Genomic DNA, 19,740 nt, shown 5'->3' with positions numbered 1-19,740 from the left:
CAAACAGATTAAAGGGAAAAACATAATGGCAAAACTAGACGCCTACTTTGGTGAATACGGTGGACAATACGTTCCACAAATCCTAGTACCTGCGCTTGAGCAGCTAGAGCAAGCTTTTATCGACGCGCAAGAAGACCCAGAATTTCGCAGTGAATTTATGACCCTTCTTCAGGAGTATGCAGGTCGCCCTACGGCACTAACGCTTACACGTAACCTAACTAAAGGTACCAAAACCAAACTGTACCTAAAACGTGAAGACCTGCTTCACGGCGGCGCGCACAAAACTAACCAAGTATTAGGTCAAGCTCTGCTAGCAAAGCGCATGGGTAAAGAAGAAATCATCGCGGAAACTGGTGCAGGTCAACACGGTGTGGCTACTGCGCTAGCGTGTGCCCTACTTGGACTTAAATGCCGCGTATACATGGGCGCAAAAGACGTTGAGCGTCAAAGCCCGAACGTATTCCGTATGAAACTAATGGGTGCAGAAGTCATTCCTGTGCACTCTGGCTCTGCAACACTCAAAGATGCTTGTAACGAAGCACTGCGTGACTGGTCAGCAAGCTATGAAGACGCTCACTACCTATTAGGCACAGCAGCAGGTCCTCACCCATTCCCAACTATCGTGCGCGATTTCCAACGTATGATTGGTGAAGAAACTAAGAACCAAATTCTGGCACGCGAAGGGCGCCTGCCTGACGCAGTGATTGCCTGTGTGGGCGGTGGTTCCAATGCAATCGGTATGTTTGCAGACTTTATCGAAGAAGAAACTGTTCGCCTAATCGGTGTAGAGCCTGCAGGTAAAGGCATCGATACTGATCAACACGGCGCTCCGCTGAAACATGGTAAAACTGGTATCTTCTTTGGTATGAAAGCACCACTAATGCAAGATCCAAACGGCCAGGTAGAAGAGTCTTACTCTGTCTCTGCTGGCCTTGATTTCCCATCAGTTGGTCCACAACATGCCCACCTAAACGCAATTGGCCGTGCTGAATACGACAACGTGACAGACGACGAAGCATTAGATGCATTCCAAGAGCTTGCTCGCAGTGAAGGGATTATCCCAGCCCTAGAGTCTTCCCATGCACTAGCGCACGCACTGCGTATGGCTCGTGAAAATCCAGAAAAAGAACAGTTACTGGTCGTGAACCTGTCTGGCCGTGGCGACAAAGACATCTTCACCGTACACGCCATCCTAGAAGAAAAAGGAGTGATCTAATGAGCCGTTATGAAAAGATGTTTACGCGCCTAAACGAGAAAAACCAAGGCGCATTTGTACCGTTCGTAACGGTTTGCGATCCAAATGCAGAGCAATCTTACAAGATCATGGAAACACTGGTTGAGTCGGGTGCAGATGCCCTAGAACTCGGTATTCCATTCTCAGATCCTCTTGCGGATGGCCCAACGATCCAAGGCGCTAACATTCGTGCATTAGACTCAGGCGCCACGCCAGATATCTGTTTTGAGCAAATCGGTAAGATTCGAGCGAAGTACCCTGATCTTCCAATCGGCCTTCTGATGTACGCAAACCTTGTTTACTCTCGTGGTATCGAAAACTTCTATGAGCGCTGCGCAAAAGCGGGCATTGATTCAGTTTTGATTGCTGATGTACCAACCAATGAAAGTGCAGAATTTGTGGTAGCGGCTGAGAAGTTTGGTATTCATCCAATCTTCATTGCACCACCGACAGCAAGCGATGATACTCTGAAACAGGTCTCTGAGTTAGGAGGTGGTTACACTTATCTGCTTTCTCGCGCAGGTGTTACTGGAGCAGAAACAAAAGCAAATATGCCAGTTGGCCATATGCTAGAAAAACTCAACCAATTTGATGCACCACCTGCATTACTTGGTTTTGGTATTTCTGAACCAGCGCAAGTTAAACAAGCCTTAGAGTCAGGCGCAGCGGGTGCCATCTCTGGTTCAGCTGTGGTGAAGATCATTGAATCTCATACAGACCAACCCGAAGAGATGTTAAATCAGCTCGCAGATTTTGTATCTTCCATGAAGGCTGCAACACAAAAGTAGCATGTTAGCCATCTAAACATCTATGAGATCGGTTTCTTAAATAATGAGTAAACCGATCTTTTATTTAACATTCTTCCCCTTTCCCAACCATTCAAAATACCAATACTTTTATAAAGTCCAATTCAGTAAACACTTCCTCCAGTAACAAGCAAACGTTTGCTATTGGTTAAAAAATTGTCGCTTGTCAATAAATCTGTCTTTAAATCCAACTGTCAGCCTCTAGGCATATTGCCAATTGTAAAAATAACGTGTAAAAAGCGAGACGAAATTATTAACCATTTTTGAGTTTCTACTCAGATGGTAATTCTGGATTTTTAATTTTAATTAGCACAGAGGTTATGGAAGTGTTAAAAGAAAAGAGTTTGCTAAGCAATATTGGTGTGCAAGTCGTCATCGCCATGATTGTGGGTACTGCCGTTGGTGCCTTCATGGGAGACAGTGCAACTATGTTCGCTCCACTAGGTGCGATCTTCATTAATCTAATCAAAATGCTGGTTATCCCTTTGGTCGCAGTTGCACTTATCTCTGGTGCTGCAGGCCTTGGTAACAGCCAATCTGCGGGCAAAGTTGGTGTTGTGACTCTTGGTTACTTCGGCCTAACTTCTGCACTGGCTGTAGCGCTGGCTCTATTCATGGGCGAAGTGTTTAAACCTGGCATGGGCATCGACGTATCAGGCGTCGAAGGCATGTTCTCATCAGAATACGCTGCGAAAGGTGAACTACCTACTTTCTGGGCAACCATCACTGGTATGATCCCAACCAACGTTTTCCAATCACTGAACGAAGCGAATATTCTACAAATCCTTGTTTTCTGTATGTTCTTTGGCATTGCTATTTCTAAGCAAGCGAAAGAAAAGCGTGAGCCTATCATCAATGGCGTTAACGCAATTGTTGATGCAATGGTTTGGATGATTAACAAGGTTATGATCATCGCACCGATTGGTGTGTTTGGTCTAATGGCTGAAGCAGTAGGCACGTTTGGTTTTGGCGCACTTATGGTTGTGTTCAAACTATTTGTTGTTTACGTTGCCGCAATTCTAATCTTCGGTTTTGTCGCTTACCCGCTAATGGTGCACATCTTCACTAAGACTTCTGCTAAGAAGTTCCTAACAGCGATGAAGAAGCCTCAAGCGGTTGCACTATCTACAGCGTCATCAATGGCAACACTGCCAGTAACACTAGATACTGTAGAGCATGAGCTAGGCGTGAAGAACTCAACAGCTTCATTCGTTCTCCCTCTAGGTGCGACAATCAACATGTCTGGCAACGCAATCTACTACGGTTTGGTTGCGATCTTCTTTGCTCAACTATTCAATATCGACCTAGGTATGGGCGCTTACATCGCTATCATCGTCACTTCTACATTAGGTGCCGTAGGCCAAGCTGGTGTTCCAGGCCCATCTTTCCTAGTTGTTGCGGTTCTTCTTGCGGCTGGCATTCCAATCGAAGGTCTACCACTGCTGTTCGCTCTTGATCGTATCTTCGATATGATTCGTACTGCGCTTAACATCACAGGTGACGCTGCGTGTGCGGTTATCGTTGACGCTCTAATTGAAGACGAACAAAAAGACGCTGAGTTGCAAAAACAAGAAGCGTAAGCTCATCGATTCAACGAAAAGCCACTCCTTGATGGAGTGGCTTTTTTATTTCAATAAACTTTGGATTTGAACCAAAGTCTCATTAGCATCCTGATAATTTATTGGTAGTTCAACAATGCCCTTTTCAGTTTCCAAGAACAAAGAGGGAAAACTATTGCCCCCAATTCTACGAACAAACTTCATCTCCTCCTGAAACTCTGAATCTAAACGAGTTGAATGATAATGTTCTTCAAACGTTTTCATCGTCAATCCAATTTCTCGGGCAACGTCAAACAACACCATATTGTCACTTGGATTTTTCGCCTCTAAGTAATAGGCATGCTGAATCCCTTCTATCATCTCTTTTTCTTTGCCCTGTTTGCGAGCAGCAAGTGCCGCTCGGCAGGAAGGGTAAGTAGAACGGCGCGGAGTGTTATTGGACCAAAAATCATAGTTAAACTCTGTACCTAGATAATCTTCAATCCTTTTCCAATAAGAAGCGATTTGCTGCTGCATATCGATAGGCATTGGCTGGTCGGAATCAGGAGCTAAGCCACCCACTAAATATTGGATATCGACGAATCCTTCTATCGCGCTTTCTATTTTTTGCCAAGTGGGTTTGTACCCCCAACACCAAGAGCACATAGGATCGTAGATATAATACAGTTTCACTCTAGTCATCCATTCATCTCCCAAAATGGTTGAACAATCGTTCAAAATAAACCAAAAACCAATCCTTGTATAGTGATTTGGACGACAAATCTCGCACAAAAAAAGGCGACCGATGGCCGCCTTAAGTATCTGTTCGTTCTATTTATAGGAAGTGGAACGTCGCATTTAGCGTAAAACTGTCCACGTTTTCGCCACTACCATCAACCTCAAAACCAAAGGACTGGTAGCTAGCACCAACGGTTAGGCCAGGAAGAATGTTGTACTCAGCACCAAAACCGTACATCAGACCAACACCTGAATCATTAGAAATCGAGCTTAAATCACCAGTAAACTCAACGTTATACGTGTTGAGACCGCCCTTAGCATAAATGTGTAGAGGACCAAAATCGATGCTCGGCTTAGCAGCTGCGTAGAAAGACGTAAAATCAGCACTTCCACTAATATTACGAGCTTCTAAGTCGATAGAACCATGATTAAAGTAACCCGCTTCAAGACCAATCAAAGGAAGGATACCAGTACCGACATGTACACCATATGCCGTAGAACTTTCGCTCTCTAAGTTAGATTTACCACCTTGAATACCAGCGTATAGCCATGAATCAGCTGAAGCTGAAGCTGAAACGCCCATAACCATAAGAGCCAAAAGTGTTTTTTTCATTTTATATATCCCAAACACAAAACAAACAACATACCATATAGGCACATAAAAATACCCAGCAAGATTGCTGGGTATCAATCTAAAAGAGGATGAATCGTTATAAGAAGTGGAACGTCGCGTTTAGCGAGAAGTTCTTCACGTCATCATCTTTCATAGAAAATACATTGTAGCTTGCACCTACAGAAATTGGACCAGCCATAAAGTATTCGGCACCTACGCCATACATCATGTCGATCTCATCTTCTTCAAAGTTTGCGCTACTGTCTTCCAACTTGTACGAATGTAGACCTGCTTTTGCGTAAACATGCAGTGGGCCAAAATCAATACTTGGTTTAGCAGCAAAGTAAAGCGCAGAGCCTTCCAAATCAAGGTCTTTGCCATCGTAACGCGCGTCAGTAAACTCTCCGAAAGTTTGATAACCCGCTTCAAGGCCAATAAACGGTAGGATTCCGGTACCAACGTGTACGTTGTACGAAGAGGCCGTCTCACCGCCAATGGTAGCTTGACCGACACTTGCACTACCATAAATCCAAGAGTCCGCAGAAGCTGTAGCCGATGCGCCAATCAGCGCCAGTGCTAAAAGTGTCTTTTTCATAATTAACCTTCTTGTCATGTCATTCGGCAGTGCCACCATGCGGCAACCCACTGCCAACGTTCGTCAAAAAACTATCCTGTTATTGTTTTAATGCAATTTATATACCTAACAAGCTTCTATTGCATTTTTAACGCGCTTATCGGAAACAGGATATGGCGTGCCTAGCTGCTGAGCAAAGAAACTTACACGCAACTCTTCTATCATCCAACGTACTTCTTTGACGTTTTCTGGTACCACCATTCCTTTTGGAATCTTGTTGAGTAATTCTTTGTAATCATTGGCAACCGACTCAATCTTTAACATGTGTAGTCGGTCTTTGTTCGGATCGATTGGTAGTTTTTCCATTCGACGCTCGATAGCACGCATATAACGCAAAATATCTGGCAAGCGCTTCCATCCACATTCCGTGGCGAAGCCTTTGAAGATCAATCCTTCTATTTGCGCTTTGATGTCCGATAACGCAAACGCCATCGTGAAATCAATCTTACCTTTCAACTTCTTATTGATGTTGAACGCGGTCGTCAGAATCGTTTCCACTTGCTGGGCAATCTCTACCACCGTATCACCAAGTTCAGCACGGACATGTTCTTTCAGCGCATCGAACTTTTCCGGTTCCCAAACCAAGCCGCCCTGCTCTTCAATTAGCTTATCAACACCACACGCGATACAGTCGTCAATCAGATCCAGCACTTTACCGTAAGGGTTGAAGTACAGGCCCAACTTAGACTTATTCGGCAAGTTGGAGTGCAAATACTTAATCGGCGACGGTACATTCAGCAAGATCAGACGACGCTGACCTGCCTGCATCGCAGTGACCTGCTCGTACTCCGTCTCGTACAGCTTAATTTCAACGCTGTCTTTGGTGTCTACGATAGCTGGATAAGCTTTAACATCGTAGCCTCCGCGCTTTTGCTGATAAACTTTAGGCAGCTCACCAAAACTCCAAGTATGTAAACCTTGCTGTTCGATATCATCATCGGCCACCTTAGATAGAGTTTCTTGAACTTTATCCTTAAGGCTTTCTTTCAACTCATGGAGATCTTTGTTCTCTTTCAGTTTACGATTTCTATGGTCAACGGCTCGGAAAGTCACCTTTAAGTGGTCTGGAATTTGATCCATATTCCAATCTTCACGCAGCACCTCAACACCCGTCATTCTGCGTAACTCTTTCTCTAAAGAATCCAGCAGCGGAGCTTCCATTGGAGTCGAGCGCGCCAAGAACGCATCTGCATAGTTCGGAGCCGGAACAAAGTTTTTACGGATTGTTTTTGGCAGTGATTTAATCAGGCTGACAATTAGCTCATGACGCAAGCCAGGAATCTGCCAGTCAAAACCAGCTTGTTCTACTTGGTTTAAGATCGGCAACGGCAAATGAACCGTTACGCCATCACTGTCATCACCCGGCTCAAACTGATAACTTAGTTTGAGCTTTAGGTTATTTTGAAACCAAAAGTTCGGGTAGTCTAAATCCGTAACATGGCTTGCATCACCTCTGAACAGCATCTCTTTTTCAAAGTTCAGCAATTCGCTGTTCTCTTTCGATGCTTTCTTCCACCATGTGTCGAAGTGTTTTCCTGAAACGACTTCCGTTCCTACACGTTGGTCATAAAAATCGAACAGCTCATCATCATCCACCAAAATATCGCGGCGACGAGACTTATGTTCAAGCTCTTCGACCTCTTGGAGAAGTTTGCGGTTTTGCTTAAAGAAGGTGTGCTTAGTCTCCCACTCTCCTTCCACCAGCGCACTGCGTACAAAGATTTCACGACTGACCGTCGCATCAATATTGCCATAGTTAACCAAGCGCTTCGGTACAATAGGTACTCCGTAAAGCATCACTTTCTCGTACGCCATAACAGCGGCACGTTTCTTCGACCAATGTGGCTCACTGTAACTGCGTTTGATTAGGTGCTTAGCTACTGGCTCAATCCATTCTGGTTGGATTTTGGCAATAATGCGCCCCCACAATTTTGAGGTTTCTACCAACTCAGCTGACATAATCCACTTCGGTTGCTTCTTAAACAAGCCAGACGCAGGGAAGATATGAAAACGAGCGTTACGAGCGCCCTGGTATTCATTTTTCTCTTGATCTTTCATACCGATATGAGAAAGCAAACCCACTAAGATTGCTGAGTGCACACCTTGGTAACTCGCCGGTTCATCGTTGAGTTTAAAGTCCATTTCACGCATCGACTGGTGAATCTGGAAGTAGACATCTTGCCACTCGCGCACACGCAGATAGTTCAAGTAGTCTTGTTTACACTGCTTACGGAACTGATTACCTGATAACTTCTTCTGCTGCTTTTGGATGTAATCCCATAAATTCACAAACGTCAGAAAGTCTGATTCTTCATGGAAGAAACGTTTGTGTTTGTCATCCGAAGATTGCTGCTTGTCGCTTGGACGTTCACGAGGATCTTGGATAGACAGCGCTGAAGCAATGATCATCAACTCTTTGGTCGCACCATACTTTGGTGATTCCAGTACCATACGCGCTAAGCGCGGGTCGATAGGTAGACGTGCAAGCTGACGACCAATACTGGTCAAACGTTTCTTCGGGTCTTTCGCTTCAGCGTTAATCGCGCCAAGCTCTTCAAGCAAACGAACACCATCTTGGATGTTACGTTTATCAGGCGCTTCCACAAATGGGAACGCTTGGATATCACCCAAACCAAGAGCTGTCATCTGCAAGATAACCGATGCAAGGTTAGTACGAAGGATCTCTGGATCGGTAAACTCGGGGCGCGAGTTAAAATCATCCTCAGAGTATAGGCGTATACAGATGCCCTCTTCCACACGACCACAACGACCTTTACGCTGGTTCGCACTCGCCTGAGAAACTGGCTCGATTGGAAGACGCTGAACTTTAGTACGGTAACTGTAACGGCTGATACGAGCGGTACCCGGATCAATCACGTACTTTATACCTGGAACGGTTAATGATGTTTCCGCTACGTTGGTTGCCAGTACGATTCTGCGACCAGCATGAGGTTGGAAAATCTTGTTCTGTTCACCCGCCGACAAACGCGCATAAAGCGGTACTATTTCCGTGCTCTTCAAATTACGTTTTGACAGAGCATCAGCAGTATCGCGAATTTCTCGCTCACCGTTCATAAAGATCAGGATGTCACCTAAGCCTTCATCACACAGTTCATCTACCGCTTCGAAAATACCTTCAAGTTGATCACGATCGCTCTCATCCTCACCACCAAGTGGGCGATAACGCGTCTCTACTGGATAAGTACGACCTGACACTTCAATGATTGGTGCATTGTTGAAGTGTTTTGAAAAGCGCTCAGGATCGATGGTTGCTGACGTGATGATCACTTTCAGATCAGGACGACGTGGCAGCAACTCTTTCAAGTAACCCAAGATGAAATCGATGTTAAGGCTGCGCTCGTGCGCTTCATCGATAATGATGGTGTCGTATTGATTCAAGAAGCGGTCATGCTGAATTTCAGCCAGCAAGATACCGTCCGTCATCAATTTGATTTGGGTATTTTCAGAGATCTGATCGTTGAATCGAACCTTGTAACCAACAAACTCACCAAGCTTGGTTTCCATCTCTTCGGCAATACGGTTTGCAACCGAACGCGCCGCAAGACGACGAGGCTGAGTATGACCAATCAGACCGAACTTACCGCGACCAAGTTCAGCACAAATTTTTGGCAGCTGAGTGGTTTTACCCGAACCCGTTTCACCCGCAACGATGACCACTTGGTTTTCCTCGATCGCTTGCGCAATATCGTCTCTCTTCTGACTTACTGGCAGGATTTCCGGGTATTCGATGGTTGGCTGAGCATTCGCACGTTGTTCTACTTCCATCATAGATTTAGCGATGTCTAGCGCGATCTCATCGAAGACAGCATTGCGAGCGGCATCTTTTTTAATTTTATTGGCACCAGCAATACGTTTACTTAAACGAAAGCGGTCACGCATCATACATTGCGTGAGTGCTTTCCGAAGTGATGCTGCGCTGTTCGCTAGCGCTTTCTGTTCAGTCTCGACAGATTTTTTAGGCTGTGACGAAGTCAAAGCGTTTCCTATTCTTTTTCATTACATAAAACTGCGTGAATTGTATCACAAGCTATTTGTACGTATAAAAAAAAACGCCCGTAACCAATTGACTACAGGCGTAATCTGATGATTCGTCAATTAGAAATCAAACTGTAGGTAGACGCTGTTGTAGTTACTGCCACCCTTTATACGTCCAAACTGAGAGGCTTTTTCAAAGATAGCGCTACGGTGGTGGAGCGAATAGCCAAACCACATGTTGTTTAGCTCTGGTGCATTAAACAAATCACCCATGTTGACATCGAATGAGAAATCCAAGTAATTGAGTAGATGGCTCGCTGTATAACCCTTTCTGTCCATCTCATCTTGCTCAATATAAGTAATGTTGTCGATGTACGACAAACCTTCCGCTACACCAAATCGCCATTGCGTCGGCCAGTTGAAGGTGTAGTACGCTTTAATCGCGGCAACATATTCGGTACTTGCGCCTTGCACGTCTGAAGACCAGTGGTGCACAAGTCCAGGCGTCAAATAGATATCAATAGGCAAACCAAACAATTCATCTGTTAACGGGTGACCGTAAAACAATGACGTCATTTGGTTGTTGTATTCATCCTTCTCACTTTCAAATGAGAAGATTTCACCGATATTGGATGGCGTTGCCCAACCATGGGCGACGCGCCAGTAACGCTTATTAGTCAACTCAGATTTAGGGGCTTTCGTCTTATCGTTAAAGAACCCAAAGCCAACAAACAACTCACCTTCAAAGCGGTCTTCAACAAGCGGAGAGTTATAGGCGTTGTCATCAAGACGAGTAATACTGGTCGAGCCGAGCAAATACAAGTTAGAAATCACATGATAACGAGCATCTAAACCAACATTGATATCAACACCCGCGCCAATACGATCGTCAGTGTACTCAGAAAACCCATAGTAAACGCTGTTGAACTCTGCTTCCTTATAACGCAGGCTTACTCTCGGTTTTAGCTCCCAGTCTCCTGATTCAAATTCGCCAGAAACTCGTAGATTACCGTGAACGCGATACTCGTCATCCGTCATTACTTCAGTATCGACGTGCCAATTGTTATCAACCTGATAACGAAGCTGTAAACCAAAATCCGCAGAGTCACCTTCATTCGCATTTTGGAAGTACTTAGGAATATCGACAAATCGTAATCGGGTTAGTGCATTCAATTGCCACTTTTCATCTTCCGAGTTGTAAAGATGGAAACCGCCTTCAAGTCCATCGATAAAGACATACTCATTATCGAAATACATCATTGGAACAAACGTACTCACCGTTTGATCCCCTTTGTCTGTTTCGAACGGAATGGATGCCGTACGATACATTGCCGCAATCCCCCATTCCTGCTCACTGACGGCTGAAGATTCTGTGGCAAAAGTCGAAGTTGAAAGAAAAGCTGCGCCAATACCCACTGCCGCGCGGCAAATTTTCCACTGATTTGTCATTTTTATGTCCTAAAGACTCAATAATTAACCTATTGAGTCACTTAATGCTTATGATTATTAGCAATTCGTCGTTAAAATAAGAATATATGTTCTCCTAAATCATAAAATTGTGAAAGCATCAAAGTTAAAGAAATTGCTAGAATCTCTTCCAGAAGACATCGATCCAGATGTGGTCTGCGGTGAAGAGTGGTTACCAGAGCGGCTCATCGATAGTGAATTAAATGGAGAGTTGCTGTTTTTACAATTCGATACAGCACCAGAAGAATCGCAAGGAGACGAAGAAGGCCGTGGTTTTGTTGAACACGAAATCGATATGATTCGTCACCGTTTTGAGCAAATCTTAGAAGAGAGTTCTGATACAAAAACAAAAGCGGACGCGATGCTGGCGCTTTTTTTGATGGGCCATGAACTATCCAGCTCTGAAGTGATCGAAATACTTGAAGACCCAGAAGTACCTGAAGACCCAACAGACTAATCAATGACATTGAATACAATCCCATTCTTGATCGCAGGCCCGATCTTACGTAAAGCAACCCACAATCAGCTTGTCTTTTGGCTCGTGACTCGTGAGCCAATTCAGGGCCATTTTTCACTTTATCATCCACTTGATCAAAATGAGATCACGCAATTTAAGGTGGAGGATTGTCATTCAATTCAAGTAGGTAAGCATGCTTATGTCACCCTTGCTGATTTTCGCCATGACTTTCCTACAAACACAGCCCTAAGTTACGATTTTATAACTCAATTTGGACCGCTCACGCAGTTGGCTCCGCACCTTTGTTACCAAGGTGAACAACGCCCTAGCATTATCATCTCAGACAAGGCTGACTATGTTTTACATGGTTCATGCCGCAACCCCCATCACCCAAGTCCAGACGCCCTCGTCGCTGCTGACAAAAAGGTCGCGTCTCTTCCACTTGAAGAAAGGCCTGACTTATTAATGATGAGTGGTGACCAAATATATGCAGACCACGTTGCAGGGCCAACATTAGATGCCATTGATCAAGTGATTGATTTACTTGGCTTGCCAAAAGAAGTGTTTCACCATGGTCCTATCGCCAACTGTGACGAACTGCGCCAACACAAAGATTTCTATTATGGCCGCGATAAATTGCTTCCTCACTATGTCGATGATGGTCACTGGTTAACCACGTTTTTTCCCAAGCGTCACGCGCCTATTTTTAGTTCAAGAGAATGCGAGAATCACTTAATCACTTTCTCTGAATTTTTCGCCATGTACCTGCTTGTTTGGTCACCAGTGCTTTGGCAAAACATCAACCCTAGTCGCTTGATGGAGTCGCAGTTTACCCAAGGTGGTCAACAACTTAGTCCCGCATGGCAACAAAAGTGGCGAGAAGAAAAAAAGATCATTGATAAGTTTGTCGCAGGGTTGCCAAGTGTACAGCGCTTGTTTGCGCACATCCCTACTTACATGATTTTTGACGATCACGATGTTACTGATGATTGGAATTTAACCATCGGTTGGGAAAAAGCGGCCTACGAAAATCCGTTTGCCAAGCGAATTATTGGAAACGGCTTACTGTCTTACTGGCTGTGTCAGGGATGGGGCAACGAGCCAGGCAACTTTAACCAAGAGTTTCTTGACGTCGCTAACCAATATTTTCATTCGACAACAGCTACGCACCAAGATAACTTTATTCAGTATCTGTATACTTTTGAGAAATGGCACTACACCATCCATACTTCGCCTAAAGTTGTCGTCTTAGACACTCGCACTCGACGATGGCGCTCTGAGTCGCGTATGAACAAGCCCTCAGGCCTGATGGACTGGGAAGCAATGATCGAGTTTCAACAAGAATTGATGTATCAAGACAAAGTTATCATTGTCTCTGCTGCACCAATGTTTGGCGTTAAGTTCATAGAAGCATTGCAAAAAGGGATGACAATGCTTGGGCAGCCTCTACTCATTGACGCGGAAAACTGGATGGCTCACCCAGGCAGTGCGAACACGTTATTAAGTATTTTCACCCATACAAAAACGCCAACCAACTTTGTCATTTTATCCGGTGATGTGCACTACTCTTTTGCCTATGACATAAAGCTGCGTTTTCGTAAATCCAGTCCAAATATTTATCAAATTACCTGTAGTGGGTTTAAGAACCAATTCCCAGAACCATTGCTTGGTATTTGTGATCACGCAGACCGATTACTCTATTCACCCCGCTCTCCGCTCAACTTTTTCACCAAGCGGAAACGCCTCAAAGTCTATAAGCGCGATCCAAACACCGATGGCGTGCGCAGATTGGTCAACACCAGCGCCATTGGTGAGCTTAAACTGGACGCACATGGTAAGCCGGAGCGTATCTCGATTTTGACCGGAAATTATCAAGAAGTAGAGTTCCCAGTGATAAAAGAAACGTAAGGTTTCTGTAAAGCCTCTTGTGATCGTCTTTGATTAACACTATCTATAAAGTTAGAGAACAAATTGAGGCGATCGATATGCTAAATTCCATTACAAAATTATTTAAACAGTTGCTCGAAGGGCAGGATTTAGGCAATCACGCGGCGAGCGACCCGAACCTCGCTATCGCATGCTTACTGTGCGAAGTCGCGGGAGCGGATCACCATATAGATCAACGTGAAGAAGAAGCAAAACTGACTTTGTTATCCCGCCTGTTAGGGCTAGAAGATTCGAGCGCGCAGGCTCTGATATCTCGAGCTCGCGCCCAAAGCAAGCAATCGGCATCACTCTATGATTTTACCTCTCAGTTAAGAGAGCTCACTCAAGAGACTCGATTTGAGTTGATAAAAGCCATGTGGGAAGTGGCAAATGCTGATGGTGAGATTGACCCACTCGAAGACTCTGTGATTCGAAAAACAGCGGAATTGCTTTACGTCGACCACAGTGAGTTTATTCGCGCCAAACTTTCCGCAACTGAAAACAAGCCCGAGTAATAGCGTTAGCCTACCAAGCAATAAAACCATCAGCCAAAAGTCGTGAGCGTTTCATACCATTCCTATTTACGCGAAGGGTTTACGCTTTCACTACACCATGTAATCCCCAACCTAATTCAATATAGAAAAAGCTAGAAGTCGGTTACATAAATCACTGCATGTATTTATAAATTATTGAGCATTCACTCCAATTATAATAGTTTCGTGAAACATTCAACTCACGTAGTAGATACACCAGAGATTTATAATGAAGTACAGTAAGTTAGTTGGCGCAATATCCCTCTCATTTATGTTCAATGCGAACGCCTTATCCAGTGAACTTTGGCAATCTGTTTATTCTGAAAGGTCGACGGATGATAAATCATCTATGACCTTTTCGGTTGACGCAGGTAAGCTAGAAAGTCATTTTGTAAACGGCCAAGCTAAAGGCAGTTTAACGCTTCAAGTCCCTTTACCAGACGGAGAATTGGTCGACTTTGTTTTAGCCTACGACTCCATCCTCTCGCCTGAAATGCAGGCAAAGTACCCAGAGCTAAAAACATATGTCGGCCATGCGGTTGGTGATACTAGTATCCAAGGTCGATTTGATTACACGCCGAAGGGATTCCACGGCATGTTTAGCCACAATGGCAAGTATGTTTATGTTGAGCCAAAGCCTGATGGCTCGGGTCACTATGTGTCTTACAATCACACTCTCTCTAGCCCATTCCAGGATCAGGTTTTAACGTATCTACAAAACAACCAAGTTGACACAGAAAAGAATCGCGTCGCTGCGCGAGCGAATATTGAGTCTCGTACCTATCGATTGATTGTTTCGACAACGGGCGAGTATTCACGGTATCACGGTGGCACGGAGGCTTTAACACGTTCAGCTATTACCACAGCTATCAACAGGGTTAATCAGGTTTACAAGTCAGATCTAGCGATACAGCTTGAGTTGGTGAATTTCAATATATACACCAATCCGTCGACCGACCCGTTTACTGACTCTGATGCGAGTCTCGACATTGGTCGCAACCACAATGATCTAACGAGTAAATTTGGTAGTGACGCATTCGATGTTGGTCATATCTTTACCACCGGTGGGGGTGGTTTGGCCGCGCTAGGTGCTGTATGTGATGATTTTCGAAAAGGGGCAGGTGTAACAGGTCGCTCTGATCCAGAAACCGATGCGTTTTATATCGACTATGTAGCCCATGAACTGGGTCACCAGTTTGGCGCAAACCACACATTCAACGGCAACATGTACAACTGTGAAGGCGGCAACCGCAACAATCCAACGGCTTTCGAGCCCGGTAGTGGTAGCACCATCATGGCGTACGCTGGTATCTGTGGCGACGACGATCTGCAAGTTAACTCGGATGCCTACTTCCACGCTGCAAGCATTAAAGAGATTAACGACTACCTAGCGACTCAGAGTTGTGGAACAGTTGACGTTTCTGCGACCGAAGTACCGGCGGTCAATGCAGGTAACAATTATACCGTTCCAGCGAGCACGCCTCTGGTGTTAACTGGCTCAGCGACGGGCACAGGCAGCCTAACTTATGTTTGGGAACAGATGGATTCAGGTACAGGCACCTCAAACCTTACCACCGATTTTGGTAGTGGTCCGCTATTCCGATCTTGGATGCCTACGGCGGAACCTAAGCGTTATTTACCAAGATTGGAAGATGTGATTGATGGTACGCTAGCCAAAGGTGAAACATACGCAACGACGAGCCGAGATTTAAACTTCAGGCTCACAGTAAGAGATGGCAATGGTGGTGTATCAAGTGATGATACACGCATAACTGTTGATGGTAACAGTGGTCCATTTACAGTCATCACTCCTACCGCCGGTTCAACTATAGCAGGAATTGCGAATGTCGAGTGGAATGTCGCTGGCACTGCGCAACTACCAATAAATTGTTCTGCGGTTGATATTCTATTATCGACAGATGGCGGTGTAACATTCGATCAAACCTTGATTTCTGCAACCAACAATGATGGTTCAGAGCCAGTAAACTTCCCTAGCCAAGCGTTCAACAACGCGCGCTTAATGATCCAATGTAGCGACAACATCTTCTACGCTGTTTCGAAGGGCTTTTCAGTGGCGCTTCCTGAAGAAGCAAGAGCGGTTGATGATGCGTTTACTGTTATTCAAGATAGCGCTGAAACATCATTCGATGTGCTAGCAAACGATAGAGGTGAAGGGACACTTAAGATCACTGCAATTAACTACACTGGCACGGGATCCGCTTCTTATACTGATGAAGCGATTAGCTACCAACCACAAGCGAGCTTTGTTGGCAGTGAAACCATCACTTATACTATTGTTGATGGAATAAACCAAACGTCTACAGGAACACTGACTATCACGGTGAACTCAAACACGGCGACCATTTCAGCAACGAATGATAGTTACGATCTAAACCATAATAGCGCAGCAACCTTGTTAGATTTACTTGCAAATGATGCTGGGCAAGGTGAATTAGCGATCACAGCGATCAATTACACTGGCACTGGAACTCTAATTAACTCTGGTACAGAGGTAAGCTACCAGCCTTCGCAAGGCTTCTCCGGAGTTGATTCATTCACCTACACAATCCGTGATGAAGCGTCTCAAACAGCTACAGCAATGGTAACCATTAATGTCGCAGCCGCACCAACCACTAGTGGCAGTACATCATCATCTAGTGGCGGTGGTAGCGGTGGCAGCGTAAGCTGGTTCGGTTTGTTAATGCTTGCAGCATTTGGGCTAAGGAGAAAACATGATTAAAAAAGCTCTGCCTTTCGCTCTAATTATCTTGAGTGGTTGTGCTGCTGAAAAGCAAGCACAAGCTGATGCACAAAGTGCACTAAGCAATGATGACTATCGGCTTTTTCAAATGCCTGGACGCGGTAATGTTCTTCCTGGCATCGAGACCGAGGAAAGAGCGTTTGCCGCTGAGTTATGCGGGGTAAAAATCATCGAAGGAGTAAGTGACGTCGTGAGAAATGATGAGGAGTTGGAAAAGCGCCAGCTTTTAACTCAATATGCGGCGGAATATAACCTTCAAATTTATCCTAAGTGCAAAAAAGCTAAGCTGTAAAAGGTGACTCGATCACCTCAAATAGAAAAGGGAGCTCATCGCTCCCTTTTTAATATCTCTAAAGCATAGTTAATGCGAGCTTCGCTAAGTTGTGGGCATCGACATACGCTGAATGCTGGCGCCCTTCCCACTCAATACCTTTAGACTCTTGAGCCGCACGATGGCCAATGCGTTTATCCTTTAGGCGGTTTTGAATGCGGTACAAAGTCGCAAGGTTAATAAACTCTTTGAACGGCATCTCAATACCCTTCGCTTCGCACTCTTTCGCCAAGACGACATCATCTCGTCCCCAAGAAGCGAAAATCTTGTTCGAACCACCAAAGTTTTTCACCATAGATTTGAGCACTTCCTCTAGCGGACGGCCTTGCTTTTCAATTTTTCGTGGCGTGATACCTGTTAGCTCTACACAAAACAATGATACTTCGTCTTGTTCAGGCTTAACGTAGTATTGAGCGCGTTTTACGATCTCTCCTTTGACCAGATCGATTTCCGCCAATCCTACCTCAATGATTTCACCTGTCGTACCGACACCGTTTTCATTCCAACAGCACATTTCTAAATCGAAACAAACTATACGGTTATGGTTCATCACTCGCCTTACTTAAACTACCTGAAAGGGCGCGATTCTACATGAGAACAGCGCTCAATTCGAATTTTGTCTCATCAACTGATTAGTTATTCTTCAACAGTGACCCGGTTACGCCCTGCTTTCTTACTCTTATACAACTGCGTATCCGCTTTTTTAAGGATATCCTCTTCAGATTCCGATACGCGAACAACCGCGCCAATGCTTAGTGAACAACGGATCTTATGGATATCGTATTGATGATGAGACGTCGCCACTAATCGACCAATATCATTAAGGTAATTGTAAAGCTTAGAACACTCCGTCACGGAGGAAATAATGCAGAACTCATCACCGCCTATTCGGTAAAACAAATCACCATCGACTAGATTTTCGCTGACGATATTAGCGACATGGATAAGCATCTCATCACCGGCAACGTGACCGAAGCTATCATTAAGCACCTTAAACTTATCAATATCAAAAGTGACCAGCGCAAAGCATTGTTCCTGCGCGATGACTTGACTTAAACGGTCATTGAATGCGCGTCGGTTACGAAGCCCCGTCAAAGCGTCATGATTAACCATAAACTGGAGCTCTTCCGTTCGCTCATCCAACATTACCGATAGATACTCTTTATCTCTAACTTGCAGATAGACAATATAGCCAAGCAAGCAGGCGATAACGAGCCCACCTAAGCCAATACTGATTAAGACCAAGCGATCATTGTTAGTAACACGGCTTGCCAGTTTGAAGTCGATAATCCACTCTCGATTGGGTAAAACAATGGTCTTACTGATCTCCAAACCTTGGCCGGAGTTCCAACCTTCACTTTCATACAAAGTTGGATCATCTTCTGCGTCAAACCCCATATCGGTAACTTTGACCAGTAATTGCTGTCCTGAGGCCGTACGACTTATTAAATTGTCAAAATATCGAGTTGTCCGAATAACTCCGACAACCACACCTATTAAGTGTTCTGCCGATTCGACATCAAATACAGGGTGATACACCAATAACCCAGTTTTTTCCAAGCTCTTGTCCAAACCATCTTGTAGCAATCGAACCTTATCCGATACATTTGGCTGCCCAGTCGCTCTAATACCATCGAGGATCAATTGAAAGCGGACACGAGAAGAGTAGAAGCCAAGTAGATTTAAATTGGCATCACTGCGTGGGTAGATATCTGAAGCGATGTAGATATCTTCACCGTTTGGCATGATGTAACCCATGGTCTTGGGTCCATCTTTAGGGACGGTATAGAGATTAAAACTCGGAAAAGTTTCACGTACCTGAGTGATATGCGAATCTAGTTCCGATTTCCCTACTCTCTGCATCCACTGCAAACCTATCAACGTATCGGAAGAAGAAACTAATTCATCGGCAAATAAATGAAACTGCCCCCAGTTTTCTGGTTTAGTCGCGTGGAAGAAATTTGCCCCAGCACCTATAAAATGAAGATCACTCTCTAATACTTGAGATAGATTCTCCGCCTGCTGCTCTGCAAGGTTGCTAAACAAAGCGTTAGTGTATTTCAACTGAGACTTATGCGAATAGTAAACAACTAGTGAGGTCACTAGTACAGTGAGAAGAAACGTGATAAGAGGATATAGAACCTTTTTAGGAGTGCCTAAGTACATAATAGTTTTGCTGATTCGCGGCTAAAATACCAAGCTATCTTAGCTTTTAATAATCAGATACATAAAGGGTTATTAACGGTCCAGCACCAAAAATGGCGCACGCCTCACTCAAACGTTACTTTCTAGTAGTAAAACCGCTCAAAAAGCCGTCACTCAAATCAAAACGGCCACGATTCTCAAGGAAATCTAGCAGCGAGCAGCATTGAATATGCTACTATTCGTCCCAATTTATCAGAATAATCGGGCACAAAGCCCAAGAGTTGATTGAGCCAATCGCCTCTTGAACTAAACAAAAGAGAAATGTCATGACATTCGATTTACAAATGATTCCTCAAACGTTCGATATGCTTCACGCAGGCCTAGCGGCTTCGAGTGTTTTACTTCTTTTGATTGCAGTATCGCGTAAATCTAAAGTGATCGAGAAAGTGGTTGAAAAACCAGTCGAGAAAATCGTCGAGGTTGAGAAGCCTGTCGAGAAGATCGTTGAAGTAGAAAAAGTAGTGGAAGTTGAGAAAGTCGTAGAACGTGTTGTAGAAGTTG

15 protein-coding genes and 1 pseudogene are annotated in these 19,740 nt (G+C 44.6%); 9 read left to right on the top strand and 7 right to left on the bottom strand.

Going from position 1 to position 19,740, the window contains the following annotated elements; translation table 11 throughout:
* Nucleotides 1-25 precede the first annotated feature (25 nt).
* From trpB to AC4MRV_RS12170, 3 genes are all read left to right on the top strand, one after another.
* Entirely contained in the window at nt 26-1,216 is a 1,191-nt protein-coding gene (gene trpB / locus AC4MRV_RS12180) for a tryptophan synthase subunit beta (protein WP_491187605.1), read from the top strand.
* Nucleotides 1,216-2,022: a tryptophan synthase subunit alpha gene (gene trpA, locus AC4MRV_RS12175; protein WP_491187604.1), complete on the top strand. Its 807-nt coding sequence runs from the start codon at nt 1,216-1,218 to the stop codon at nt 2,020-2,022. Before trpB ends, trpA begins: the two co-directional genes overlap by 1 nt.
* A 338-nt stretch (nt 2,023-2,360) precedes the next feature.
* Nucleotides 2,361-3,620, top strand: a complete 1,260-nt coding sequence (locus AC4MRV_RS12170) for a dicarboxylate/amino acid:cation symporter (RefSeq protein WP_491187603.1) — start codon at nt 2,361-2,363, stop codon at nt 3,618-3,620.
* A 45-nt stretch (nt 3,621-3,665) separates the two neighbouring features.
* Here AC4MRV_RS12170 and AC4MRV_RS12165 read toward each other — a convergent pair whose 3' ends face one another.
* The 5 genes from AC4MRV_RS12165 to AC4MRV_RS12145 form a co-directional block, all read right to left on the bottom strand.
* Entirely contained in the window at nt 3,666-4,280 is a 615-nt protein-coding gene (locus tag AC4MRV_RS12165) for a DsbA family protein (protein ID WP_491187602.1), read from the bottom strand.
* 133 nt (nt 4,281-4,413) lie between these two features.
* A complete protein-coding gene (locus AC4MRV_RS12160; protein WP_491187601.1) occupies nt 4,414-4,929 on the bottom strand; it encodes a porin family protein in 516 nt (171 codons plus the stop codon).
* 97 nt (nt 4,930-5,026) lie between these two features.
* Nucleotides 5,027-5,524, bottom strand: coding sequence for a porin family protein (locus AC4MRV_RS12155; RefSeq protein ID WP_491187600.1), 498 nt, complete (start codon nt 5,522-5,524; stop codon nt 5,027-5,029).
* A gap of 105 nt (nt 5,525-5,629) precedes the next feature.
* On the bottom strand, nt 5,630-9,559 hold the full coding sequence (hrpA, locus tag AC4MRV_RS12150) for an ATP-dependent RNA helicase HrpA (protein ID WP_491187599.1): 3,930 nt from the start codon (nt 9,557-9,559) through the stop codon (nt 5,630-5,632).
* Between the two features lie 120 nt (nt 9,560-9,679).
* Nucleotides 9,680-11,008 carry a MipA/OmpV family protein gene (locus AC4MRV_RS12145; protein ID WP_491187598.1) on the bottom strand — a complete coding sequence of 443 codons (1,329 nt, stop codon included), beginning with the start codon at nt 11,006-11,008 and terminating at the stop codon, nt 9,680-9,682.
* Nucleotides 11,009-11,117: 109 nt separating this feature from the next.
* Between AC4MRV_RS12145 and AC4MRV_RS12140 the strand changes: the two genes are divergently transcribed.
* The 5 genes from AC4MRV_RS12140 (at nt 11,118) to AC4MRV_RS12120 (ending at nt 16,995) form a co-directional block, all read left to right on the top strand.
* Nucleotides 11,118-11,483 (top strand): VC1380 family protein, encoded by a 366-nt coding sequence (locus tag AC4MRV_RS12140; RefSeq protein ID WP_491187597.1) that lies wholly within the window; start codon nt 11,118-11,120, stop codon nt 11,481-11,483.
* Nucleotides 11,484-11,486: 3 nt separating this feature from the next.
* On the top strand, nt 11,487-13,391 hold the full coding sequence (locus AC4MRV_RS12135; protein ID WP_491187596.1) for an alkaline phosphatase D family protein: 1,905 nt from the start codon (nt 11,487-11,489) through the stop codon (nt 13,389-13,391).
* Between the two features lie 77 nt (nt 13,392-13,468).
* Entirely contained in the window at nt 13,469-13,924 is a 456-nt protein-coding gene (locus tag AC4MRV_RS12130) for a tellurite resistance TerB family protein (protein ID WP_491187595.1), read from the top strand.
* A 247-nt stretch (nt 13,925-14,171) separates the two neighbouring features.
* A complete protein-coding gene (locus AC4MRV_RS12125) occupies nt 14,172-16,682 on the top strand; it encodes a reprolysin-like metallopeptidase (protein ID WP_491187594.1) in 2,511 nt (836 codons plus the stop codon).
* Nucleotides 16,675-16,995, top strand: coding sequence for a hypothetical protein (locus AC4MRV_RS12120; protein WP_491187593.1), 321 nt, complete (start codon nt 16,675-16,677; stop codon nt 16,993-16,995). Before AC4MRV_RS12125 ends, AC4MRV_RS12120 begins: the two co-directional genes overlap by 8 nt.
* A gap of 58 nt (nt 16,996-17,053) precedes the next feature.
* On the opposite strand, the gene AC4MRV_RS12115 is transcribed toward AC4MRV_RS12120, so the two are convergent.
* Nucleotides 17,054-17,584 carry a 3'-5' exonuclease gene (locus tag AC4MRV_RS12115; RefSeq protein ID WP_491187592.1) on the bottom strand — a complete coding sequence of 177 codons (531 nt, stop codon included), beginning with the start codon at nt 17,582-17,584 and terminating at the stop codon, nt 17,054-17,056.
* An 86-nt stretch (nt 17,585-17,670) separates the two neighbouring features.
* The gene (locus AC4MRV_RS12110) at nt 17,671-19,200 is read right to left on the bottom strand and encodes a diguanylate cyclase domain-containing protein (RefSeq protein ID WP_491187591.1); all 1,530 of its coding nucleotides are present in this window, start codon (nt 19,198-19,200) and stop codon (nt 17,671-17,673) included.
* A gap of 305 nt (nt 19,201-19,505) precedes the next feature.
* On the opposite strand from AC4MRV_RS12110, the pseudogene AC4MRV_RS12105 reads away from it, so the two are divergent.
* Nucleotides 19,506-19,740 (top strand): annotated as a pseudogene (locus tag AC4MRV_RS12105) (DUF2760 domain-containing protein); the annotation flags it as partial.

The sequence above is a fragment of the Vibrio sp. genome (genome assembly GCF_984391705.1).
This window is presented reverse-complemented; position numbering and strand designations above follow the sequence as displayed.